General features: G+C 41.5%; 18 protein-coding genes. 9 read left to right on the top strand and 9 right to left on the bottom strand.

Going from position 1 to position 24,280, the window contains the following annotated elements; all coding sequences use genetic code 11:
* Positions 1–18 precede the first annotated feature (18 nt).
* A complete protein-coding gene (locus ACFFRD_RS20985) occupies positions 19–5,397 on the bottom strand; it encodes an AAA family ATPase (RefSeq protein ID WP_392477167.1) in 5,379 nt (1,792 codons plus the stop codon).
* 132 nt (positions 5,398–5,529) lie between these two features.
* Between ACFFRD_RS20985 and ACFFRD_RS20980 the strand changes: the two genes are divergently transcribed.
* The 7 genes from ACFFRD_RS20980 (at position 5,530) to ACFFRD_RS20950 (ending at position 14,575) form a co-directional block, all read left to right on the top strand.
* Positions 5,530–6,168, top strand: coding sequence for a lysophospholipid acyltransferase family protein (locus ACFFRD_RS20980; RefSeq protein ID WP_392477166.1), 639 nt, complete (start codon positions 5,530–5,532; stop codon positions 6,166–6,168).
* 156 nt (positions 6,169–6,324) lie between these two features.
* Positions 6,325–7,362 (top strand): AI-2E family transporter, encoded by a 1,038-nt coding sequence (locus tag ACFFRD_RS20975; RefSeq protein WP_392477163.1) that lies wholly within the window; start codon positions 6,325–6,327, stop codon positions 7,360–7,362.
* A gap of 84 nt (positions 7,363–7,446) precedes the next feature.
* A complete protein-coding gene (locus tag ACFFRD_RS20970; protein ID WP_334807429.1) occupies positions 7,447–7,743 on the top strand; it encodes a DUF2288 domain-containing protein in 297 nt (98 codons plus the stop codon).
* 534 nt (positions 7,744–8,277) lie between these two features.
* Positions 8,278–10,698 carry an endonuclease MutS2 gene (locus tag ACFFRD_RS20965; RefSeq protein ID WP_392477161.1) on the top strand — a complete coding sequence of 807 codons (2,421 nt, stop codon included), beginning with the start codon at positions 8,278–8,280 and terminating at the stop codon, positions 10,696–10,698.
* A gap of 705 nt (positions 10,699–11,403) precedes the next feature.
* Entirely contained in the window at positions 11,404–12,009 is a 606-nt protein-coding gene (locus ACFFRD_RS20960; RefSeq protein ID WP_114080213.1) for a DUF3038 domain-containing protein, read from the top strand.
* A gap of 252 nt (positions 12,010–12,261) precedes the next feature.
* Complete coding sequence (locus ACFFRD_RS20955) at positions 12,262–13,923, top strand: DUF4335 domain-containing protein (protein ID WP_392477158.1); 1,662 nt, start codon at positions 12,262–12,264, stop codon at positions 13,921–13,923.
* Between the two features lie 367 nt (positions 13,924–14,290).
* On the top strand, positions 14,291–14,575 hold the full coding sequence (locus ACFFRD_RS20950) for a YiaA/YiaB family inner membrane protein (protein ID WP_114080211.1): 285 nt from the start codon (positions 14,291–14,293) through the stop codon (positions 14,573–14,575).
* Between the two features lie 124 nt (positions 14,576–14,699).
* On the opposite strand, the gene ACFFRD_RS20945 is transcribed toward ACFFRD_RS20950, so the two are convergent.
* The 3 genes from ACFFRD_RS20945 to ACFFRD_RS20935 are packed head-to-tail and all read right to left on the bottom strand — an operon-like array spanning position 14,700 to position 15,796.
* Positions 14,700–15,161: a ferredoxin gene (locus ACFFRD_RS20945; protein ID WP_392477155.1), complete on the bottom strand. Its 462-nt coding sequence runs from the start codon at positions 15,159–15,161 to the stop codon at positions 14,700–14,702.
* Positions 15,161–15,547 (bottom strand): DUF1257 domain-containing protein, encoded by a 387-nt coding sequence (locus ACFFRD_RS20940; RefSeq protein ID WP_012406942.1) that lies wholly within the window; start codon positions 15,545–15,547, stop codon positions 15,161–15,163. Before ACFFRD_RS20940 ends, ACFFRD_RS20945 begins: the two co-directional genes overlap by 1 nt.
* A 39-nt stretch (positions 15,548–15,586) precedes the next feature.
* The gene (locus ACFFRD_RS20935; RefSeq protein WP_114080209.1) at positions 15,587–15,796 is read right to left on the bottom strand and encodes a DUF2997 domain-containing protein; all 210 of its coding nucleotides are present in this window, start codon (positions 15,794–15,796) and stop codon (positions 15,587–15,589) included.
* A gap of 765 nt (positions 15,797–16,561) precedes the next feature.
* Here ACFFRD_RS20935 and ACFFRD_RS20930 point away from each other — a divergent pair.
* A complete protein-coding gene (locus tag ACFFRD_RS20930; protein WP_114080208.1) occupies positions 16,562–17,566 on the top strand; it encodes a saccharopine dehydrogenase-like oxidoreductase in 1,005 nt (334 codons plus the stop codon).
* Between the two features lie 126 nt (positions 17,567–17,692).
* On the opposite strand, the gene ACFFRD_RS20925 is transcribed toward ACFFRD_RS20930, so the two are convergent.
* The 5 genes from ACFFRD_RS20925 to ACFFRD_RS20905 form a co-directional block, all read right to left on the bottom strand.
* The gene (locus ACFFRD_RS20925; protein WP_114080207.1) at positions 17,693–18,253 is read right to left on the bottom strand and encodes a hypothetical protein; all 561 of its coding nucleotides are present in this window, start codon (positions 18,251–18,253) and stop codon (positions 17,693–17,695) included.
* A 128-nt stretch (positions 18,254–18,381) separates the two neighbouring features.
* Positions 18,382–19,605: a type II secretion system F family protein gene (locus tag ACFFRD_RS20920; protein ID WP_179071231.1), complete on the bottom strand. Its 1,224-nt coding sequence runs from the start codon at positions 19,603–19,605 to the stop codon at positions 18,382–18,384.
* Positions 19,606–19,709: 104 nt separating this feature from the next.
* A complete protein-coding gene (locus ACFFRD_RS20915) occupies positions 19,710–20,837 on the bottom strand; it encodes a type IV pilus twitching motility protein PilT (RefSeq protein ID WP_392477153.1) in 1,128 nt (375 codons plus the stop codon).
* 114 nt (positions 20,838–20,951) lie between these two features.
* On the bottom strand, positions 20,952–22,958 hold the full coding sequence (locus ACFFRD_RS20910; RefSeq protein WP_392477152.1) for a GspE/PulE family protein: 2,007 nt from the start codon (positions 22,956–22,958) through the stop codon (positions 20,952–20,954).
* A 190-nt stretch (positions 22,959–23,148) separates the two neighbouring features.
* A complete protein-coding gene (locus tag ACFFRD_RS20905) occupies positions 23,149–23,280 on the bottom strand; it encodes a hypothetical protein (RefSeq protein ID WP_392477150.1) in 132 nt (43 codons plus the stop codon).
* Between the two features lie 136 nt (positions 23,281–23,416).
* Between ACFFRD_RS20905 and grpE the strand changes: the two genes are divergently transcribed.
* The gene (grpE, locus tag ACFFRD_RS20900; RefSeq protein WP_114080203.1) at positions 23,417–24,166 is read left to right on the top strand and encodes a nucleotide exchange factor GrpE; all 750 of its coding nucleotides are present in this window, start codon (positions 23,417–23,419) and stop codon (positions 24,164–24,166) included.
* Positions 24,167–24,280 lie beyond the last annotated feature (114 nt).

The following is a 24,280-nucleotide window of genomic DNA, read 5'->3' as shown; positions in this document are numbered from 1 at the left end:
AAAGTTCGTGTGGATATGCTAAATCGGTAGCTCGATCGCAAATTCAGTACCTTCGCCTGGTCTAGAATTTACCTCGATTGCTCCTCCATGCTTCTCTGTGACAATCTGACGCGCGATCGCTAATCCTAATCCCGTACCTTTACCCACAGCTTTTGTAGTAAATAAGTGGTCAAAAACCTTTTCTTGCACTTCTTTACTTATCCCATTGCCATTATCAGCGATCGCAATTTTCACCAGTTTATTTTCTACTGAGGTTTTAATTGTAATTCGGTTGGGATTTTTCTTAATCTCCTCAAAAGTCCGTCCCCTATTTGATTCATCTAGCGCATCAATGGCATTTGCCAGAATATTCATAAATACCTGATTTAATTGCCCAGGAAAACATTTAATCTGGGGCAAATTACCGTAATTAGTGACCACTTCAATTTCTGGACGTTCTTCATTAGCTTTCAGACGATGTTTGAGAATTAAAATAGTGCTGTCAATACCTTCGTGGATATTAAAGGGCACTTTGTAATCTTTATCAGCACGGGAGAAAGTCCGAAGACTGGTGCTGATGTTGCGGAGGCGATCGCACGCCATAGTCATGGAATCAATGATCTTGGGTAAGTCTGATAAACTATAATCCAAGTCAATATCTTCGGCATGGTCTTTAATTTTATCGCTGGGATTTGGTAGACTTTCTTGATATAGTTTTAAGTGTTCAAAAATATCTGCAATAGTGGGTTTAGTTTGTTGGAGACTGGCATAAATAAAGCCCAAAGGATTATTCATTTCATGGGCTACCCCAGCAACCAAATTACCTAATGCAGACATTTTTTCACTTTGAACAACTTGTAATTGTGCTTGTTGTAAGTCTTGTAATGCTTGCCCAGCTTGTTGATAAAGTCGAGCATTCTCTAGAGATATTGCAGCTTGAGATGAAAGAAGGTTAATGACACTGAGGCGATCGTTAGTAAAAACTCCTTGAGTCAAGCTATTTTCTAAATATAGAATACCTACCAAATATCCTTGATTAATAATCGGGACACACAACACACTCTGGGGTTGATGTTCTAACATATATTCCCCAATTACCCCAGGAATATCTGTTTTACAATTGTCTATAACAATTGTTTGTTGAGTATTTCTGACATAATTGATAATTTTTACAGGAACATCTTGACAATTGTCTAGTAATTGTGAATTAAGGATAGTTTGTATTTCCTCATCCTCGATAAAGGTAATTGCTTTAACTTCCCAAGTGTCCTCCTCTTGGGGAAGAATGAGTACAGCTTTTTTCGCGCCAGAGTTTTCTAGGATAATACGAGTGAGGCTGGCAATGAGTTGATCTGATTTCAGAGAACTGGAAATAGCTTGAGCAGCTTTGAAAACAGAGGTAAAATCCAGAACATCAGCAATACTAGTGCTGCCAGTACTAGAAGATGATGCGGTACTACGAAAAGCAATAGTTTCTAAGGGATTGAGATTGATTCGTTGGTGTTGTAAGATGGGTTGCAGTAGTTGAGGATAAGTTTTTTCTAGGTGATTAACTTTGGCTTTTGCTCCCCAACGGGCGTAGCAGTAGTATGCTTCTTGTATATAGACTTGGGCGATTTTTTCTTTACCCCAGTCGAGGTAGAATTTAGCTGCTAGTTCGTTGCTAAGTGCTTCTTCTTGAATGTAGCCGTTTTCTTTGGCAAGAGATATGGCGCGATCGTACAATTCTATTGCTTCAATTTTTTGTCCTAATATCCGAAAGCTTTCAGCTTCTACCAAGTTGCATTTGTGAGCATAATTCTGTGGCGCACTCTCTGCACATTTTTTGAGTTTTTTATGAGCTTCTGCTACTCGCTCAATAATTAATTTTTGCTCAGTTATTGAGCAGTCTTTATATAAAGCTAAATTAGTCAAAGATTCATAAAAATAAAAGGTTGGAATTAGCACTAATCCAGTCACGCTAATTAAATATTTCTCGACAATATCGGCATTTTTTAATGCTTCTTGATAGTTGCCAAAGAGATAACACAAAAGCAATTTACAAAAATGAAGCTGACAAATAATACTAGTTTGATTGGCAGCTTGATGCAGAGGCAACATTGTCAATTCATTATAAATTTCGCCAATTAAAAAACAAGGATTATCTGACATTCCCAACAAATTCAAAACTGATTGATAATAGATGCTATTGAAATTCAAATAGGTAGTTTGCTTAAACTGGTGCATAATTGTGCCATAGTTTCCCATAGCTTGGGCTAATTCCTCTAAACCATGACCACTCAAATAGGCATATCTGCCAAAAACATAGGCAGACATCACAGCATATTCAATATCACCAGTTTCTAAACCACTTGTATAGGCTTGCAAAAGAGGATTTAAAGTGTCTTTAACAGGCGATTTCCAATGTCGAATAAAACAATTTACTGCAAATAGAGTTTTTGACTTCAGCTTAAAAGCATTTAAACGGTCAACCAACACTAATGCCATTTCCCCAAATTCATATCCTGTATCAATTTCTCCTAGAACGCCGCAGAGTATAAGTCCGTAACTAGCATAAGCATAGGTAGATTCTGGAGCATTACCATAGAGGATTGACAGTTGAACTTGTTTAAAGATAATTACTCGAAACAATGCGGGATTGGCTTGATAGGCCGCTGACATAATACTCGACAAAATTTGCATTGCTGCCAGAATATTCTCATCAGTCATTTTTGGCAGTTCTAGTAAATCTATCGCTGGTTTATCTGCCAAAAGACCTTTTGTTTGTTCCAGTTCAGACTCGATATCAATTTGATTGACTTGTTGAGGCAGTTCCACTCCTATTGATTGAAGAACAGTTAGTGCCGTTTGCAAAGCATTCTTGTGCTGTGCCTGTGCCATGTAAGCTTGAATTTTGACATTGTAGATAGGAATTTGTTCGAGGAGAGTTTTTGCTTGTTGTATAACTACAGTTGCATAGCTTTCCATGCGTTCAAAGTCACCACTCAGACAAAGTACTTCTGTAATGGATTGATATAGTAATAGTGTTAGCTCATACTGGCTGTACCAACTCTCATGAGGTAAAAGTTCTAAACCTATTGTTAAATATTCAACTGCTAATATATAAGCAGTTGCCAATTGTGCTTTTCTACCTGCTTTTAAATTCAATTTGAGGAGTTGTTCTCGTTCAATTGGATCAATAATGAGTGTTAATGCAATATTTAACTGATTAACGATTTCAAAGAGTTTTTCTTCTTTTTGGATTTCAGGTGTGTTTTGAAGTAATAGCTTACCTATTTGTAGATGGGTAGCTTTTTTCTGTGCTTCAGGGATAAGAGAGTATGCAGCTTCTTGGACGCGATCGTGTAAAAATTTATAGTTAACAATTTCCGAATTTTCTTCAGCAATAGCTTGACTTCCCTCACTAAGATAAAATTTATAGACCTCGCTAGTAGGTAAAATTAAACCCTCATGCAATGCATTCCACAAATTAGTTGCCGTTTCTGCTTGCGATTGTTCTAAAACAACTGCCAATGTTTTCAAATCAAACTGATTTCCAATACAAGCAGCTAATTTCAAAACATCTTGAGTTGGTTGTGATAGCTTTCGTAATTGCACTACCATGAATTCAACGACATCATTTGTGACTGCTTGTTGATTAATTTGTGTGATATCACATTGCCAGTGTCCCTCTGTCAAGTTAAATTTAATTAGCCCATCCTGGTATAATGATTTAAGAAATTGAGTACCAAAAAATGGATTTCCAGAAGTTTTTTGATAGACTATTTGTGAAATTGGTAACGCTAACTTTTCTGAACATTTAAGCGTTGCAGCAATTAATTGATTCACATCCCCTTGACTTAATAATGCTAAATTAATTGTGTTAATAGTTGCTGCTGTTTTTTGCATCTCACTGACAGTCAACATTAACGGATGCACTGGATTTACTTCATTATCTCGATAAGCACCAATTAATAAAAGATACTTTGTATCAGCCATTAATAACTGCATTAATTTCAGTGATGCCAAATCAGCCCACTGCAAATCATCTAAAAATATTACTAATGGATGTTCAACGCTAGTGAAAACTTGAGTAAATTTTTGAAATAATAAATTAAATCTATTTTGTGATGCGCTTCCTGATAATTCTATGGCTGGCGTTTGTTTGCCAATAATTCTTTCTAATTCGGGAATTACTTCAATAATTACTTGTCCATTTTCACCTACAGCTTCTAAAATTTTAATTTTCCATTGCTGAATTTGAGCATCACTTTCTGTTAATAATTGACCCATTAAATTTCGGAATGCTTGCACAAAAGCGATAAACGGAACATTCCGTTGAAATTGGTCATATTTGCCTTTGATAAAATAACCGCGTTGGCGCACTATCGGTTTATGAACTTCGTTAACAACGGCAGTTTTACCAATGCCTGAAAAACCAGCGACCAGAATCATTTCAGTTGTACCTTTGCTAACTCTTTCAAAGGCTTCAAGGAGGGTGGCTATTTCAGCTTCTCGTCCATAGAGTTTATCGGGAATAATAAAGCGATCGCACACATCACTTTGGGCAATTTCAAAGTTATCAATTCTGCCAGTTGCTTTTAGCTGATGTAAACATTTCTCCAAATCAAATTTTAATCCTAATGCACTCTGATAGCGATCTTCAGCATTTTTCATCATCAATTTTATGACAATATCTGAAATCACTTGTGGAATTTCCTCGCTTTTGATTTTTTCTGGAACCTTTGCAATATGACAATGCAGCAACTCCATTGGATCGTTTGATTTAAATGGTAATCTTCCAGTTAGTAGTTCGTAAAAAGTTACACCTAGAGCATAAAAATCAGTTCGATAGTCAATCCCTCGATTCATTCTGCCTGTTTGTTCTGGTGATAAATAACTGAGTGTCCCTTCCAATACATTTGGACTAGTCAGCGTTTGAGTTTCTCGTGGTAGCAGAGATGCAATACTAAAGTCAATTAATTTAACTTGTTTGGTTTCGGGATTAATTAGAATATTGGCGGGTTTGATATCTTTATGAATAATCCGTTCGCGGTAGAGTATATCTAAGGTGTTGCACAGTGCGATCGCAATTAGTAAAAACTCTTGTAGAAAATCGGTATGTCGCGTCTGGTCAGAGATGAAATAATCTTTAAGAGAAATCCCGCCAAAATCTTCCATTACCAACGCATAGCCATTTTGATACGGTTCCAAGCTGTAGGTTTGGATGATTAGAGGTGAGTTGATATTTTTAGCTATGGTGTACTGATTACGAAACGATAAGAGTTCGCTGAAACTTGGATAAGGATTTTTCAGCAATTTAATCACTACAGGTAATAAGTCAGTTTCTCGATAACCGCGATAAACCACGGTTCGAGAACCGTTGTAGAGTTGTTCGCTAACCTTGTATCCAGAAATACTGACTGTAGTGAGAAACATACTGTTAAATTCTAAGGATTTCTAGATTTAGTGTTCCCCGATGTAAAGCAATTCATCTCTATAGCTTTTTTGCGTTTGATCTGGGTGTTGCGATCGCTTATGCTAAATTCAGTTTGATTTGCATTATCTTCTGTGGACAAAAACCGCGAACCGTTTATCAGTCTGGCACTTTACCACGCCTTTAAATGGTCAGTCGTCAGCCCCATGCTTCACACTTACTTTCGGGGCCAGATTCATGGTACGGAAAATGTCCCCCAATCAGGGCCGTTATTAGTAGTAAGTAATCACGCTAGTTACTTTGACCCGCCGATTGTCTCTAATTGTGTACGTCGTCCTGTGGCGTACATGGCTAAGGAAGAGTTATTTAAAATTCCTGTTTTGGCGCAAGCGATTAAACTGTATGGTGCTTATCCGGTGAGTCGGGGAAGTGCCGATCGCAATGCTATCCGTTCCGCCCTAGAATATCTCGATAAAGGTTGGGCTGTCGGTGTTTTCTTGGAAGGTACTCGCACCCCAGATGGTCGAATCACAGACCCCAAAAGAGGCGCACTGCTGCTGGCTGCGAAAGCAAAAGCCCCAATATTACCAGTAAGTGTCTGGGGTACTGAAAAGATTTTACAAAAAGGCTCGTCTCTACCTCACGCAGTTCCCATCACCGTCAGAATCGGTAACTTGATTGATGCTCCCACTTCCACCAATAAAGAGGAATTGGAGGCGTTGACAGAAAAGTGTGCCTCGGTAATTAACGAGATGCATGATTTAGGACGATGAATCTAGAGATACAACAGATATATGCTTTAGGGAGGTAGCGATCGCCCCTGAACCTCTGTATGTTTAAGGTCAATCTGCTCTAGCAATGACATTAGACTTTGTGCTTAAATTCAACTGCTAGGCAAATCTACCAGCAATTTCATCCTAAACAGCATTATGAGCGGCTTTGAAGCCAAGAATTTTTGGGAGCGATTAAATAATCTAGCATTAGTTAGATTTTTACTTTTAGTTGCTTCTGGCTGGGCAATTGTACAGCTTTTAGCTTATTTTGAAGCAGTGATTGTTATTTTCACATTCGCTGCAATTTTGGCCTTTTTACTCAGCTATCCCGTACAAGGGCTACGGCGTTTTTTACCCCACGGTGTAGCTGTTGGTTTTGTTTTCTTGCTCAGTATTGTGATTATAGGCGGTCTGATAATTACCGTGAGCTTAACGGTTTTATCTCAAGGACAACAATTAATTGATAGTATCACTGCATTTTTGAATTCTTTAGTACCTCTATTAGAGCGAATAGAAGAAATTTTGCGAAGCCGGAATTTACAGATAGATTTAAGTTTTATTGAAGAACAACTGCGTAACCAAGCTGTCTCAAGTCTTGTGACTAGTTTAGCTATTTTACAAGGGTTTATGACGAACTTTGTGACTTTTGTATTAATTGCAGTTGTGGCTTTCTTCATGTTATTAGATGGAGACAAGCTGTGGAACTTTATTTTAAAAATTGTACCCAAACATCGCCGCAATAGATTTACAATTATAATCAGAAAGTCATTTTTAGGATTTTTTAGAGGTCAGTTATTATTAAGTGCATTTCTCACAAGTACGACTTTCGTGGTTTTCTTAATATTACAAGTACCTTTTGCTTTAATATTGGCAATAATAGTTGGAATTCTTGATATCATTCCTGGCATAGGAGCAACATTAGGAGTAAGCACAATTACTCTATTTGTGTTGTCTCAAGGTGTTTGGTTAGCATTGAAAGTATTGATAGCTTGTATTGTCCTCCAGCAGATACAAGACAACTTAATTGCGCCCCGAATTATGCAAGGTGCGCTGAATCTTAATCCTGTAGTGGTGTTTTTTGCTTTGCTAGTAGGTGCTAAAGTAGCAGGTTTACTAGGAGTTTTTATATCTATTCCCATTGCTGGAGTAATTGTATCTTTATTTGAAATTGATGAAATGAAATCAGAAGTTTAGTTGTTGGTCATTTGTCATTTGTCAGGAACTCGGAACTAGTGAATAATGTAAAAATAGCCATTTACAAATAAACATTGGGAAGTAATGTCGGATTTAAGAGCGGAATTAACAGAAATTTTGGATGAGGCAGAGTGGGAGTGGTTAATTCCTCATGTACAACGAGATGCAGTAATTTTGGTAGCACCGGAGTTAAACTTAGTGGATGTTGGAGTAGCGATCGCCAGTGATAACATTCCATCAGTAGAACAGTGGATTGATGAGCAATTAATTACCAAACCCACAACAGTACAGGTGGGAGAATGGAATCTTGAGCGCAGTAAGCGATTTAATACTCTCATCGTTCAGCCTTACGTTTTGGTGAAGGAAATAGTCGCTGCTTAATAGGTTGTTTGAAAAGTGTTTTGCTGTGACTTTAGGCACTTTTAGATCCCCCTAAATCCCCCTTAACAAGGCAGGGCTGTTTCATTCCCTAAAAGGCGCTGATTTACAAGCGTTTCAAGTAAAAAAACCAAGTGACTAAAAAATCTGATTGGGCAAGAAAATGGTATTCGCACTTAAATTTGCTGGTTGAAGTGGTAGTTTTTCTTTTTCCCACTCAAGCAAATTTCTGACTCATACTCTTGACAAAATCCCTAAGAGATCGAATGAAACAGCCCTGGGTTAGGGGGGATCTAAAACTATTTGATACCGACAAGAGGACTTTTCAAACATCCTCTAAATTAGTTTCTGTATTGTTTTCAATGACAGTTTGTGTTAGGGTAATTTCTCAGTAAAAATAGCTTGACGTGCCATTTATTACTTAGTGATTACCACACACTATCTGGCTGATTTGAATAAAGCGAAATTTTCTCCTTTAAGATTTAGCCATCTAGGAGCTAGAATTGTTACGATAATTTCAGATTAGATGTTGAAACCTTGATCGAATCTGAAACCTTAGAATTATTAGAATGGCATCGCCTTTGCCAGCACCTTGCCACCTTCGCGGCAACTAAGCTGGGGGCGACAGCTGCGCGTCATCTGAAAATACCCGATTCTCAGATCCAAAGCGAACAGTTGTTAGAGCAAACCAAAGAAGTCTACCAACTGGAAAGTCGCCTGACTACGGGACTGTCATTTGAGGGAATTCAAGATATTGGCGATTCCCTAGAACGGGCAGAACGCAGTGGAGTTTTGGCAGGAGAGGAACTGTTAGCGATCGCCACCACCCTCGCTGGTGCTAGAAGTTTACGCCGTGTCATCGACAATCAGGAAGATTTGCCAATACTGACTGAGTTAGTTGCCGATTTACGGACTTATCCAGAACTAGAACAAGAAATTCACCGATGTATTGATGAACGGGCCCAGGTAACTGACCGCGCGAGTCAAAAACTGGGAGAAATTCGCACAGATTTGCGGCGAGTACGTAGCCAAATTACCCAAAAGCTGCAAAATATCTTACAGGCAAAATCTGGGGCAGTTCAAGAACAGCTAATTACGCAACGCAGCGATCGCTTTGTCATTCCCGTAAAAGCACCTCAAAAAGATGCCATCCCCGGTATTGTTCACGACACATCTACTAGTGGCGCAACCCTGTACGTAGAACCGAATTCGGTAGTACCTCTAGGCAACCAACTGCGGCAAATCATCCGAAGAGAGCAAGCGGAAGAAGAAACGATTCGCCGCGTTTTGACGGAACAAGTCGCCGCAGTCAAACCAGATTTAGAGAGATTGTTAGCGATCGCCACCACTTTGGATATGGCAACCGCTAGATCCCGCTATAGTTTTTGGCTAGGAGCGAATCCCCCGCGATTTATCCAGCGTGAAGACAAGGAAATTATTACCTTACGGAACTTACGACATCCTTTGTTAGTGTGGCAACAACAACATGAACAAGGGCAACCAGTAGTTCCTGTAGATTTGCTGATAAATCCGCTAATTCGGGTTGTAACCATTACCGGGCCAAATACTGGCGGTAAAACTGTAACCTTAAAAACTCTGGGGTTAGCAGCGTTGATGGCCAAAGTGGGTTTATTTGTCCCCGCGCGCGAACCAGTAGAAATTCCTTGGTTTGATAAGGTGCTGGCAGATATTGGCGATGAACAATCCTTACAGCAAAGTTTATCCACATTCTCTGGACACATCCGCCGGATTAGTCGGATTTTAGAAGCATTGGGAAATGGGGAATCGGGAAGCGAAAATGGGGAAAAGGAAATACCCAATCCCCAATCGCTCGTTTTACTTGATGAAGTCGGCGCAGGAACCGATCCAGTTGAAGGAAGTGCCCTAGCGATCGCCTTGTTGCAATATCTCGCTAACCATGCCCAACTAACGATCGCCACTACTCACTTCGGCGAGTTAAAAGCCCTGAAATACGAAGATGAGCGGTTTGAAAACGCCTCTGTAGAATTTGACGAAAGTACTCTCTCGCCTACTTACCGTCTGCTGTGGGGCATCCCCGGACGTTCTAATGCCTTAACCATTGCCTTACGCCTGGGATTAAAACCAGAAGTGGTAGAAGAGGCGAAAATCCAAGTGGGAGAGGCCACAGATGAAGTCAACCAAGTGATTGCTGGCTTAGAAGCCCAACGCCGCCGCCAGGAAACCAAAGCAGCCGAAGCCCAAAGTTTGTTGCAGCAAGCGGAACGCTTATACAAAGAAGTATCCGCAAAAGCCGCAAGTTTGGAAGAAAGGGAAAGTAGTTTGCGGGCTTCACAGGAAATAGCAGTCCAACAAGCGATCGCCCAAGCAAAAGGTGAAATTGCCCAAGTGATTCGGCGCTTGCAGAAAGGTACGCCCACAGCGCAAGAGGCCCAGCAAGCAACTAATGCTTTGAATCAAATTGGCCAGCAATATCAGCCAGCAACCCCAGCAAAACCAAAAGCTGGGTTTATGCCCAAAGTAGGCGATCGCGTCCGCATTCCAAAATTGGGACAGATAGCAGATGTGATCACCGCCCCCGATGAAGATGGCGAGTTAAGCGTTCGCTTTGGGCTAATGAAGATGACGGTGAAGTTGCAAGATGTAGAATCTCTAGATGGTCAAAAACCCGAACCAGTTGTTAAAGCCAAACCAGCCCCAGCAACAGTAACCCCACCGCCACAAAATGTCCCAGAAATTCGGACTTCCAAAAATACCATCGATTTACGTGGAAAACGAGTAGCTGATGCCGAATACATTTTAGATAAAGCCATATCGGAAGCTACTGGCCCAGTCTGGATTATTCACGGGTACGGTACTGGTAAACTGCGGCAAGGAGTTCACGCATTTTTGCAACAGCATCCCAGAGTGAACAACTACGAACCAGCAGAACAAGCAGATGGCGGCACTGGTGTTACCGTTGCTCACATCAAAAAGTAGCAATAAATTTGAAGATTGCTAGTTTGTGCCATTTGTCAATTAAATCAACAAATTTTTAAATTTGGGGACTTCCAGTAAAAAAAATATCCTATCGTAGGGGCGCAAGGCATTGCGTCCCTACTTAGGCAAACAAACAATGGCTGAAAAGAAAGATTTTAATCTTAGGGAAATTCATAAATTGCCCCTACCGCGTGTAGTTTTGCGTAAGTCCTAATTAGTTTCAAGAAGGTATAAATCATCCTGATGTTGCCCAGGATGTGATGAAATCAAACGCTACACATAGATGGGATGATGGAAAAGGAAAGCAGTAAGAAGCGCCTTTAGCAAACAGGTAAAAGATTTGTATAGTAATTATGTATACATTAAGAACAAGTAATAAACATCAAGAAATTTCAAAATCTCAAACCGCAAATAAATGTAGGAGGTATTCTACATAATTAGCAGTTAGCATTCAAAACAATAGTTTATTTATACTCTTGTACGGAATTAGCAGTGAAAGTCAGGTAAACCTTAATTAGAATTGATACTTTTCTACTTTGTTGAAAATAAATTTTCATCTAGAGTAGGACAAAGATACATGCTGTTTACCACATAGAAAAATCTAGCTGAAGTCTCTGGCTCATAGCTATGGGAAACCAAGTTTGATGCTTGAGAGTCTGGTTTCAAAATGGGTAACAGCAACATCCCCTATCAGCTTGATCACCTATGCTAAAAGTTATGCACTCGGCCGCCAACTCAGCCACGCCAAATTCTCAGTGGGAGGATTTAATCAAGCTTCCAGCCCCAAACACAGTTCAATGGGACAATATCAAAACCCAATTAGACTTGGTGCTGTTGGCGCTAGAAACCTTAACTGGGATTGGTTCAGAGGCTATGCTTTCGGCGGCAACTGATCTGAATTTAGAGTCAAGAGTGCCAGACCGCGTAGCTTTATGGCGATTGCGCCAATCAAATCCTCTACGCAAAGGTCAAGGAGGGCGGAAAAAGCTAGATGTCGAAGAAGCGCGATCGCTTGTTCTGATCATCTGCTACTTAGCCAAACAGCACCAGGAATTGATTCGCCGCGCTGTCGGTCTGTTGGAACAAATGGCAGAAAATAACCGGGAACCTCACCAGGCTGCCTTACTTGGAGACTATATTGATGCTTTTTGCAACACCTACCAAGAGCGGATGGAAGAGGATGAGAAAATCTCAACAGATTTGCTTACTAACCTGGCACTAAAACTGCTTGTAGATTTACTTTTTTACAGCGCCCCTGGTGGACATCGCCGTCTCTGGCTAGCACTTATAGACGGTTCGACAAAATTTTAGATTTGAAATTTGAAATTCCTCAATCAAAATTTGCTTGTGATTTGTTTGCTAGATCGGGAAACTGTTTTGATCGTCATTAGCTCTTGAGCGATGCACTATCAGCAATGCTTCCTCCTAGTACAAGACTACATAACGAAAGAAACCTGACCAACTTCCTTCACTCAGAAGGAATCTACCGTTTCAACTTTTCTTTGCAAGCAACTGGCTTAACTTTTTGCAAAATCCCAAATAGTCTTCCTCGCAGTTCCTGCCATGCCTCTATCAAATTCTGTAATTCGTCGCTACACACCACCTACTTGCACGCTAGAAGTATTCGCCCAAAGCTCGCCTCTGTCCCGTTGGATGGGGAAAACTGTCCTTAAACACCTAAGTTTTGAACTACGCTTTGATGATCCCCGGCTCCCAGAAGAACACAGAGTTCCAATTCGGGGCGATCGCGAGCAACTTGAAGCTTTATGTGATGCAGTCACAAACTACGTACAGCAATTCCTTCAACAGTCTCCAGAAAGCTTTTGGGTAAGTTTCTCCGGTACCCAGGAATCAAGTACAGCAATAGGTGAGCCGGAATTAAAGTCCTCAACAAAAACATTAAATTCCTTTAGCACCCAGTTTTCTGGGGCAAATATCCGCTTAGAACCAAGCAGCTATTTAACTCACAACTTATTTCTCGGTTCTCTTACCAACCACTCATCTGGCCCCGTAATTAAACTCACTCTGCTGCAATTATTCGATTTGGCAAGTGCTTTAGATGAATACTCAACTGATGTTATGGCACTCCCAACTCTCAACAGCACGAGTTCGACTCTGAGGTTCCCTGCCTGGGCACCTGTTGCCGCAGTATTAGTGTTAGGTATAGGTTTCTTACCAGTTACTTGGCAATATGCTAACAGCATTCGGGGAAAGGAACAGCAGACAGCCAAAACATCAGATCCAGCAGCAGTAAAGACAGCTTTAGAACCTTCAACTTCACTAAACTTTCCTACACCCGAACCTGGAATTGTCCCTCCATCGGATAATTTGTTAGGTTCCACTCCTCCACTTTCCACATCTACTTTGCCCCAAGCACCTTTAACAGCCCCTAGTTCTAGTTTTTCTGCACCGCAACCTCTATTTCCCAATAATTCACTGACAACAACCCAGGGCAAGACTGCAACCCTTCCTAGTAATGGAGCGATGCGTTCTCTGCAAGACCCTACGCGTAGCTTGCTTCCACGAAGTGGTACGGCGAGCCTCGCTAACTCACCATCAAGTAAAATCCCAGGACAGGAAATCGCCATAGTACCAAATCTTGGACAGAACCCTACAGGGTCAAATCCCCAAGCTGGAACTCTCCCTCAGTTGCGGAATTTGCCACCCAGACTATCTTCTAACCCAGGCAGCTTACCAACTAATATCTCACCAGTTCTCCCTCCGTCTCTTGAGAGCATACCCAATAATAATCGTGGCAATACCTCTGCACTAAACTCACAACAGCTAGACGAAAGAATCAATTCCCTACAGCAACCTTCTACTGGAGAAAAACCCGCTTCACAACTTCCTTCGTCTAGAACTGCGGAGAACAATCCATTCATCGACCAATTAGGAGATGCACGCAAAACCCCTAAATCCACAGAAGTGGCTACTGGTACATTATTTGATACACCTCAAGTAGCAGAAGCTAGAGAATACCTCAAAAAGCGTTGGCAACCACCTACTGGGCTAGGACAAACATTAGAGTACAGTCTGATCGTCAGTGTTGACGGCACAGTTGAACGAATTTTTCCTCTTAATAAGGCAGCAAGAGAATTCGTTGATAGCACTGGGATGCCTGAAGTTGGTAAACCTTTTGTTTCCGCCAATACACGCGGACAAGATGTCAGAATTCGAGTTGTTCTCAGTCCTGATGGGAAGGTACAGACTTTTCCAGATGAATAAGTAAATTAATCAGTTTAATGCCACTTATAAAACTGGTACAAACTTTGTGCCAGTTTCTATTTACTTCAATTGCTCTTGAGCTTATCTTTCGGAGCCCAGTTACCAAACTGGTCTTACTGTTGATAACAGTAAACTTACCAATGAATACAATTCTTTTAACACCACTTTTTCAACATTAAACTACAGATACAAGTCTGGAAACCCAGATAAAATCTGATGCCTTTTACAGCAGCTTTCATGTATTTGAAGCACATCTGACGCAGAGGCATAGCAATGCTATACCCTAGCGCGTGGTCTATTTACCTGAAAATAGCTGTAATTACGAATTAGTATAAATCACTCATATCAAATATCAAAGTTAGGAAATATGCAAACAATTGGTACTCAAAAAGACAGTCCAGCTTGGGTTATTCAAACTTGGGCAGCTTTTGTGATTTCTATTTCTATGACCAGCTTCGGCATTGTAAACTTACCTGTAAATGGTTGGGTCAAGGGCTTTATGGGTATGGGTATGGCTTTCTCTGTTGGCTCAACTTTTACGTTGGCGAAAACTACTAGAGACTTGCATGAAAATAGAAGATTAACCGCTAGGTTAGACGAGGCTAAAGTAGAAAAATTACTTTCACAACACGATCCTCTAAATTTCAAATGAAGCCAACCATAACGATTTTGGATTAAAAGACTTTACCAAAAAGCTGTCAGAAATTAACTATATTACGAAAAGCAAAAGGACTGGATATACCCAGTCCTTTATTATATTGATTTAATGTTTTTTGTTAATAACGAGATTTTTTTGTCTTTAACTTTTGCTTTTTACGCCGACGTTCGCTAGCAGCAACGGCCTGTTCTACCGGATAACCAACTATGGGAATTACTTGATATTTGCGCTCTGCTTCTAAGTTTTTCAATTCAGTGTAATCAACCCAGTGAATACAATCAACCGGGCAAGTATCAATTGCTTCTTGGATAATTTCTTCAGCGTCTCCATCTTGCCGAACCACGCGCGATCGCCCGTAATCTGGTTCAATATAAAAGGTGTTACGTGCAACATGAGCGCAATGCTTGCAACCAATACAGGTGATTTCATCAACATAAACACCATTTTGGCGCAGCAAACCGCCCAATTCCGGTTCTAAACCAGAACGTTCTGGGGCATCCCTTAAAAAACCCCCTAATTCTGGTTCCAAACCGGAACGGTTATCTTCTTGTTCTTCCGGCGACGGCAGAAAATCAGCCATTACGCACTCCAGCGCTGTACTACCAGGCGAATGGAACCATCTTCATTTTTTTGTTGTTCAGAGACTTGAAAACCAACACGAGCGGTTTCTTTCACAACTGTTTGGTAAGCATAGCGCTGTGTTACCTGGCGCAAAAATCCATCCACAGAAAGGTCTTGCTGCCAATATTGCAAATCAGCTACTAATTCATATTCCTTGCCATTCCATCTAAAGCCGATGTCATAGCCATTTTCCTGCTCAATACTAACTTCCGCAGGATGGGTTTGACCGCGATAGCCACGGACTTCGCGTGGGCCAGGTTTCCAGTCTACGCCCAATTCAGTCAAAGCATCTTTCAAAGAATCAAGGTTACGGATTTGAGTCTTAATTTGGCTAAAGTGTGACATGGTGGTTGTGAATTAATAACACTAAACTACTGTGAAAACTTACCACTCGCTGTAAGTGGTGTGCGTATTCGCCACATTAGATTGCTGCAACTTCGCGGCGAAATATTCTGAGGTTGGCTCATGATTAAGTACTTGCCCCAATTGTGCCTCTATTGCTGCTGTAACCTCAGCGCAAGAAGCACCCACAATACCAGTGACTTTTTCTTGTACCCGACCGTCTGGATAGATTATGAACTCTAATGTCTCCATGCTCTTGGCCAACCAGGATAAGTACGCTTAAATTGTACTGCCTTAGCAGAAGGCTATAAATATAGCCGTAGGAACATTTTTACTTAGATACAAACTTGCCATTTGTTAAATAATGTTCCATCTTTCAACATATATATCTCAGAATCTTTACAAAACTTATTAAACTTATAAGCAGTCACATCAGTATTTAGTTAGTCTCTCTTAACCTCATTGATTAGTCAAGGTAACAACCGAGCCTGCCAATTAAGCGGCAAAAGTCCTAAAAATAAGCATTAGACGTAGTATAGCCAGCTAGTTGAGTTACAAAAATATAAAAATTCTTGAAAAACTTTATCATTATGATCAAGTTTGCCCTATTCCCCCAGGGTTTTCTAAAAGATAGTAGCTATTATGAACGGCGTAGATCGCGCACCTGCACCAAAAACCAACCTGGTAAGTTAAGCGATCGCACTTTCAGGTATATGTATAAAAAAGATTGGTGATTATAAAATTTGCATCAATAACTATATCCAAATATACCTTTTCTCATATACTTACTGAAGCGATCGCTTCAAAGTATGTTTGGATTTTTGATGCAACTTCGCGTGAAAATTTGCTCAAGCCTAAATCAATCAGCAAGAATTTCTGGTAAAAAAACTGATTTGCTTAGAGAACAAACAGGATAATGAAGCATAATTAAAATTTATAGCTAAAAGCTGTCAGCCATCAGCCACAAGCTGAGATGGTAAAGTTTGAAGGCTTGTGATTCAACTTCAGTAATTGACTATGAGTACAGCAAATATCTTGTCAGCGATACGTATAGGAGTACTAGGTTTCGGTGGACTCGGACAAGCCGCCGCCAAAGTACTTGCTGCTAAACAGGAAATGGTTTTAGTCGCAGCCGCAGATCAAAAAGGTTACGCTTATGCTGCTGAAGGTTTAAATACTCAAGAATGCATTGCAACCTATCAGTCCCAAGGTTCAGTAGGTTATTTGGAGCCAGTTGGTACATTAACAAATCAAAGTATTGAAGATGTAATTAAAATAGCTCAACCCGTGGATGGGTATTTTCTGGCTTTACCCAACCTACCAAACGATTTTATCCCCTCTGTAGCGAAAGAGTTTATTAAATCTGGTTGGCGTGGGGTGCTAGTGGATGCAATTAAGCGCACCACTGCTGTAGAACAATTACTGGCGATGAAAGAAGAACTACAAGCCGCCGGGATTACCTATATGACAGGCTGCGGTGCTACACCCGGATTGTTAACCGCCGCCGCCGCATTAGCAGCCCAAAGCTACGCCGAAATTCATCAAGTCGAAATTACCTTTGGAGTGGGAATTGCCAACTGGGAAGCTTACCGCGCCACTGTTCGGGAAGATATTGGGCATATCCCTGGTTACACAGTGGAAACCGCTAGGGCGATGACTGACGCAGAAGTAGAAGCACTACTAGATAAAACTAATGGCGTGCTTACCTTGAAGAATATGGAACACGCTGATGATGTGATGCTAGAGGTAGCGGGAATTTGCGATCGCGATCGCGTTACTGTTGGTGGTGTAGTCGATACTCGCAATCCGAAAAAGCCCCTCAGCACCAACGTTAAGGTAACAGGACGCACCTTTGAAGGTAAGATTTCCACCCATACCTTTACTCTAGGAGATGAAACCAGCATGGCAGCTAATGTCTGCGGCCCTGCCTTTGGCTATCTCAAAGCTGGTAGACAATTGCACCAACGTGGCATCTATGGAATATTCACTGCTGCTGAAATTATGCCCCAATTTGTGAGGTAATAATTAGGAGAGACGCGATTAATCGCGTCTGTACAGGTGTTAGGAGTTAAAAACTAAACTTGAGACTTAAAAATCTCTGGTTTTGTTTAAAAGTTGCAATTGAAAACTCTTAACTCCTAATTTTTTCTAAGCTGGTGGGATTTCTGGACAAAAAATATCTGTCACATCCTCTTCAAGCAGCAAATCTGGTGTTTGCATAATAAATGGAAGTTCCGCCCCTACGAGTCCTCGTTGGATACGTTCTAAAGTATCACTAAACACAACGAACAAAGGATATATAATATTAGCGCCCTCGCTCAAAATATGACTGTGACGGAGAGGCATTAACCATTCATAATCATTGTCCAGGAAAACTTGGGTTTGTCGCCAACGTCCTAACAAATCAGAAAAGTCCTCGTGAGCGCGATGAATAAAGACTAAAATCTCGGCTCCAGTTTTGATCTTCCACTCAGGATCGCACATCAAAATTGCTACATCACAGGGTAAGCAGATTGTTTGTGGAGTTGTTGTCGCAGTATTGCGAAGACGGACAATTGGCAAAGGGATAGTGATAACACTTTCATCTGGACGGCGCAGACTGGGAATCATCTCTAAGTATGGCCGATATTGCTTTAGTAAGGCGATCGCAGCTAGATGATTGCTGTACTCTGCCAAACTCGCTTCGTAGTAAGATTTTTGCACAGTCATAGTTTATTAAATAGTGAGGACTTAGGAGTTAGGAGTTAAGAATAAAATTAATCAGTTAGGAGTTAAAAGCGAGAAATAAAAAGTTTTAATTCCTAACTCATAACTTATAAGTCTTAACTTTTAATCCTCTATCCCAACTTTTCAAATACCGCAAACATAGGCAAATACATTGCTAGCAAAATAGTTCCAACCATACCCCCTACAAATACAATCATAACTGGTTCCAAAATACTGGTCATTGCTTTTACTGCCTGCTCGACTTCATCTTCATAGAAATCGGCAACTTTCATCAACATTCCATCTAATTCTCCAGTTTCTTCTCCGATACTAATCATCTGAATTGCCATAGCCGGAAAAACACTATCTTTTTGTAATGCAATGCTAATCATACCTCCTTGTTGAATCTCTATACGGGCTGTGTCTATCGCATTGGCAATAACTACGTTTCCTGATGTATCTCGGACAATTTCTAAGCAAGTTAAAATCGGTACACCTGAACGAGTTAAAGAACCAAAAGTTCGGCTAAAGCGGGCAACCGCAGATTTTTGAATTAAGTCACCAAACAACGGCATCTTGAGAGAAAAACGATCAATTGTTAAGCGACCAACAGGAGTTTTACCGTATTGTGTGAAGCCAATTTTTGCTCCTATAAGAGCAGCGATAAGCACGAAAACCTTCGGACTTCTCAAAAATAGACTAGCATCCATCAAAAATTGCGTTAGAGGTGGTAATGTAGTTCCGATTTCTGTAAAAATCTTCGCAAAAACGGGAATCAGAAAAATGGTCATACCCAAAAAGATAGCAAGTGCAATAAAACCTACAACACTTGGATAAGACAATGCTGATTTAATTTGATTTTGTAAGCGGGCAACATCTTCTAACAACTTGGCTAAACGATTCAATACTTCGTCTAGAACACCACCAACTTCGCCAGCTTGAATCATACTCACATATAATCCATCAAAACAGTCAGGATGCTTCCGCATTGACTCTGAAAGATTCATTCCGCTTTGCACATCGTTGCTAATCTCAATTAGGGCTTGTTTGAGTTTAGTATTACTACACTGTTCGGAAAGTACCCCTAGACTTCTAACGATCGCAACTCCCGCATTCATCAAAACGGCAAATTGACGCGAAAAAACGGCTTTGTCTTTCACAGAAACCTTAACAAAGGAATTCTGGATTTTTTTTAAATCAAAATTTGGCTGAAATCCTTGAAATTGTTTGAGTTCTTGGATTACAAAACCTTGATCTCTCAGATTAGTACGAGCTTGTACTAAGGATTCGGCAACAATTTTTTCTGTTCGAGATTTTCCTTGAGAATCCCGAACACGGGCAACAAAGGTTGGCATAAATAAATTCAAAATAGTTGTTATTCATTGGGTATGAGACATAAGGGAAAGACTTACTGCAACTTCATCTTTATTTCCTCATCTCCCTGATTTCCCCAGTTCCTTTAATGCGCTTTGGCAGCCGCACCGGATTTTGCACCTGCGCCTGCTTGCGGTGTAGAATTCCCGATGAGACGTTGGATTTCATCTGGCTTAGAAGTTTTAGACATCGCGGCTTCAAAGGAAATCGTTCCTGATTTGTAAAAATCAGCTAAAACTTTCTCCAGAGTTTGCATCCCCAATTTGCCGCCAGTTTGAATAGCTGAGTAAATTTGAGATGTTTTGCCTTCTCGAATCAAGTTGGAAATAGCAGGAGTGACAATCAGAATTTCTTGAGCCATCACCCGACCATATTCACCAGGTTTCGGGTTTTTCTTGGACACCAACGTTTGGCTAAATACTGCCACTAACGAGTTAGATAACTGCACCCGCACCTGGGTTTGTCTTTCATGGGGGAAAACGTCAATAATCCGGTCAACTGTCTGGGCGGCAGAACTGGTGTGCAGAGTACCAAATACCAAGTGTCCTGTTTCTGCTGCGGAAATCGCCAAAGAAATCGTTTCCAAATCGCGCATTTCTCCCACCAGAACAATATCTGGATCTTCCCGCAAAGCTGCTTTCAAAGCGTTAGCAAAGCTCTTAGTATCTTCACCCAGTTGTCGTTGGTGAACCAAGCTTTTAATTGGTTCGTAGACAAATTCAATTGGGTCTTCCACCGTTAAAATATGCTCTGCTTTAGTGCGGTTAATCAAGTCGATCATCGCTGCTAGGGTAGTTGTCTTCCCGGAACCAGTAGGCCCTGTCACCAGAATCAGTCCTCTGGGCTTATCTGTCATTTCCCTTACGATATCTGGCAGACCTAATTTTTCAAAGTTAGGAATCTTAGAACTTAATGCCCGTAAGCAAGCAGCATAAGAACCACGTTCTTTATAAACATTGACCCGGAAACGTGCCAAACCTTTAACACCATAAGAACAATCCAGTTCCCAGTTTTGCTCTAAGGTTTTACGCTGAGTGTTGTTGAGCATACTAAAAATCAGCCTTTGACATTGATCGGCTGTCAATACATGCTCACCGATGGGAGTGAGTTTGCCACTGATGCGGAAGTAGGGAGGCAAACCTGCGGATAAATGCATATCCGAGCCACCCAGTTCAATCAACTGTTCCATCAAATCTTCAATCATCATTTCCATAATTCTGCTTCCTTTTAATGTTTATTGTTTGTCCTTTGTCATTTGTCCTTTGTCATTTGTTTAAAGTTACTAAGCATCAACTAATGACCAATGACCAATGACTAATGACTAGTCTCAAAACCGAGATGTCATACAGTAGGGACAATCCAGCCATTCTTGTTTCAATGTGGCATCACAACTGCGGCAGGTAAGACCAGTCTTGCGTTTGGCTTTTAACTCTGCTTCCAAACCAGTATCAGTAAACGTCACTCGTTCTACTTCTTCTAGAGTGGTGGAACCCTCACGCACTAAGTCCAAACTATAAGCCAGCAAGGTTTTCATGCCCTCTTCTATTGCCACTTCCTTGATGCGTTCCGTGGGTGCATCTTCGTTGATCAGAGTTTGCAGAGTTTCAGTGACTCGCATGACTTCATAAACACCACAACGACCTTTGTAGCCAACACCATTACATTTTGAGCAAAGCTGATTTTTGGTTTTGGCTTCGGCGCTCGCATCTAATGTCAAACTGTTAGCCTTATAGAAGGTGATTGCGACATCAGAAGAAGCTGATAGACCATAACGAGCCAGTTCCTCGGTTGTAGGAGTGTAGGGAATACGACATTCAGAACATACACGCCGCACCAAACGTTGAGCTAGAACGCCAATTAGCGAACTAGAAACCATGAAAGGCTCAATCCCCATTTCTCCCAAACGAGCGATCGCACCTGGGGCATCATTGGTATGTAAAGTAGTTAATACTAAGTGACCAGTCAAGGCAGCTTCAATAGCTGTTTTTGCCGTTTCCTTATCCCGCGTTTCACCCACCAGTAGCACATCTGGATCTTGTCGCAAGAAAGCCCGCAGAGCAGTAGCAAAATCTAGCCCTTTTTCCCGAATCACCTGTACTTGAGTAATCCCTGGAAGACTGTACTCAATTGGGTCTTCTACAGTACTGATATTAATTCCGGGATCGTTCTTTTCTGATAGTGCAGAATACAACGAGGTTGTTTTCCCAGAACCAGTTGGCCCAGTTACCAAAATTAGCCCAAAGGGACGGCTAACCATATCCTGGACAATATGTAAAGTCTCTGGATCGGTAATTAACTTATCTAATCCCAGTTGGGTGGAGGAGTTATCCAAAATCCGCAGTACCACCTTTTCCCCGTAGCGGCTGGGCAAGGTATTCACCCGGAAGTCCACCTTACGTCCCTCAAACATCCGGCGGATACGTCCATCTTGGGGTAGACGGCGTTCAGCAATGTCTAGATTGGCGATGATTTTAAATCGGGCTGTCACCGCCGGGATGATTTTTTTCGGTAGGGGATCGAAAGCTTCCTTCAGTACCCCATCCTTCCGAAAGCGGATGCGTAAGTTTTCTTCTTGCGGTTCGATATGAATGTCAGAAACGCCCTCATGTAAGGCTTTAGCAAGGATTCTGTTGACTAGGTTGATTACTGGGGCATCCTCCGCACCCTTCATCGCTGCTCCTAAATCAGCCTCCATTTCTTCAGGAGCATCTGCAAGATCAAGATTTCCGAGGTTTTCTAAATCCTGATTAATATCTGTAAACTTTTCTTGTTCGAGGTGCTTTTGCCGAACAGCCATTTCATCCAGATATTGGTTGATTAGCTGCTGGTAGTCTTCCTGTGTAATCACCATGCGCTGTAATGCCAGTCCTTGGGGGCGCAAGATGCGGTTCAGGTCATCGGAAGCTTCTAGATTATCTGGAGCGACCATCGCCACTAAAACTGAGGGCGGGGTTTGGTCTTCGTGTTTCGATAGTGGTACTAAACGATGGCGACGGCAGATATCCACTGGGATGAGGGTTTCAATCAGGTTCCCCATCATCGTGTTGCCAATGGAGTTGACTTCCGGATCGAGGAATTCAACACCGTATAGTATTTTAAGTTCAAATAGCTGCTGTTTTTTGTATTGCCTGAGCAACTCAGGTGATAGTTGTTGCCCAGTAATTGACTCTAGTACTTCCGTTAAGGGTCGGCCAGATTTGCGGCTTTCAATTAGTGCCTGCCTCATCTGTTCGGTATTGACATAGCCAGATTGCACTAGCTTGTTGCCAAAGGGCGAAAACTCTGTTCTGGTAGTTAGAGCGGTACTGCGCCGTTGTGGTGACGAGTAAGTCATAAATGAGCGAATGAGTAGGGGAACCTCTGCTTAAAGTATTCCCAGCCTGTGAGATAGAATTCTCATTTCCCAAAAAAGTCCTGAGTCAAGTCGCTTGCTTTACCAAAGGAGTACGCTTGGAATTCAAAATGACGCTTTCTATGAGACGCTAAAAGCGTAGCTTGCAACTCTTACAGAGTATGCGCGCTAACTAATGCTGCGCTAACAAAATTAAAGATACTGCCTCTTGCCACTCTTCCAAATCACTTACTCCTAGAGGTAGACTACTCGTTCGGGTTCCCGCCTTAATAGTGCCTACGCGAACGTGTTCACCATTTGTCACAATAAGAAAATGGTTACATCACTTCCAGAAACTTGTCGGCAAAAAAATCAGCCTCAGTTGCAAGTCGTGGATGACGACGGTTGCAAACAATGGAGATACACTGCCATAAATAGCAAGCATCTGGAATGAGTGGACAATGATGGATGAAAATAAACAGATAAACAATACTAGCCAGCAATTGGGTGAACCAACAGAGGTAAAGCAAGCAATGAAGAGTGACTTCCCAGCCCAAATTAATTTCAATGAATCTGATAGCGAGGTGACAGAGCAAGTGTCAGCCCAAACTAATGTATCGGGAGATGCAGCTACTTTCAATCCAGAAACTGGTGTTGCTGCAACCGAGAACACTGGAGTGGAAACGGCAGCTTTGGCAGAACTCACTCAACAAATTGAGTCTCTCAAAACGCAGCTAGAAGAGCGCAGTACTCAATATATGCGGATTGCTGCTGATTTTGAGAATTACCGGAAACGTACTAGCAAAGAAAAAGAAGAGCTAGAGACGCAGATGAAGCGGAACACGATTCTAGAATTGCTGCCAGTGGTCGATAATTTTGAGCGGGCGCGATCGCACCTCAAACCTCAATCTGATGGCGAAATGACCATGCACAAAAGCTACCAAGGCGTTTACAAACAATTAGTAGATAGCCTGAAGCGGTTGGGTGTGTCACCAATGCGTCCTGAAGGTCAAGAATTTGATCCTAACCTGCACGAAGCAGTAATGCGGGAACCTACGGATGAACATCCTGAAGGAACAGTGTTAGAAGAGTTAGTGCGCGGATATTACTTGGGCGAACGTGTGCTACGCCATGCAATGGTCAAAGTAGCTGCTCCAAAGGAAGATACACCTTCTACGGAGGAAGATCAGTCGAGTCCAGCCAACAGTTAAGCTGTAGTCGCTCGTCTCGCTGACCAAAAGTGCCTGGGTTCTAGCAAGGACGAGCATCGCGTACCTAAAACTTGGACAAGGCTTTGGATAACTTTCTGTGTTTCAACTTCCTCT

Origin of the sequence: Nostoc sp. C110, assembly GCF_043099725.1 — a bacterium.
In the GTDB taxonomy this organism is placed as follows: Bacteria; Cyanobacteriota; Cyanobacteriia; order Cyanobacteriales; family Nostocaceae; genus Nostoc; species Nostoc muscorum_A.
Note: the sequence above shows the minus strand (reverse complement) of the source record. Positions and strands in the feature narration are given on the sequence as shown.

Coding starts and splice junctions, on each gene's coding strand:
- ACFFRD_RS20985 (WP_392477167.1), bottom strand. CDS start 5,397: ATGTTTCTCACTACAGTCAGTATTTCTGGATACAAGGTTAGCGAACAA.
- ACFFRD_RS20975 (WP_392477163.1), top strand. CDS start 6,325: ATGAGCGGCTTTGAAGCCAAGAATTTTTGGGAGCGATTAAATAATCTA.
- ACFFRD_RS20970 (WP_334807429.1), top strand. CDS start 7,447: ATGTCGGATTTAAGAGCGGAATTAACAGAAATTTTGGATGAGGCAGAG.
- ACFFRD_RS20960 (WP_114080213.1), top strand. CDS start 11,404: ATGCTAAAAGTTATGCACTCGGCCGCCAACTCAGCCACGCCAAATTCT.
- ACFFRD_RS20955 (WP_392477158.1), top strand. CDS start 12,262: ATGCCTCTATCAAATTCTGTAATTCGTCGCTACACACCACCTACTTGC.
- ACFFRD_RS20950 (WP_114080211.1), top strand. CDS start 14,291: ATGCAAACAATTGGTACTCAAAAAGACAGTCCAGCTTGGGTTATTCAA.
- ACFFRD_RS20945 (WP_392477155.1), bottom strand. CDS start 15,161: ATGGCTGATTTTCTGCCGTCGCCGGAAGAACAAGAAGATAACCGTTCC.
- ACFFRD_RS20940 (WP_012406942.1), bottom strand. CDS start 15,547: ATGTCACACTTTAGCCAAATTAAGACTCAAATCCGTAACCTTGATTCT.
- ACFFRD_RS20935 (WP_114080209.1), bottom strand. CDS start 15,796: ATGGAGACATTAGAGTTCATAATCTATCCAGACGGTCGGGTACAAGAA.
- ACFFRD_RS20930 (WP_114080208.1), top strand. CDS start 16,562: ATGAGTACAGCAAATATCTTGTCAGCGATACGTATAGGAGTACTAGGT.
- ACFFRD_RS20925 (WP_114080207.1), bottom strand. CDS start 18,253: ATGACTGTGCAAAAATCTTACTACGAAGCGAGTTTGGCAGAGTACAGC.
- ACFFRD_RS20920 (WP_179071231.1), bottom strand. CDS start 19,605: ATGCCAACCTTTGTTGCCCGTGTTCGGGATTCTCAAGGAAAATCTCGA.
- ACFFRD_RS20915 (WP_392477153.1), bottom strand. CDS start 20,837: ATGGAAATGATGATTGAAGATTTGATGGAACAGTTGATTGAACTGGGT.
- ACFFRD_RS20910 (WP_392477152.1), bottom strand. CDS start 22,958: ATGACTTACTCGTCACCACAACGGCGCAGTACCGCTCTAACTACCAGA.
- grpE (WP_114080203.1), top strand. CDS start 23,417: ATGATGGATGAAAATAAACAGATAAACAATACTAGCCAGCAATTGGGT.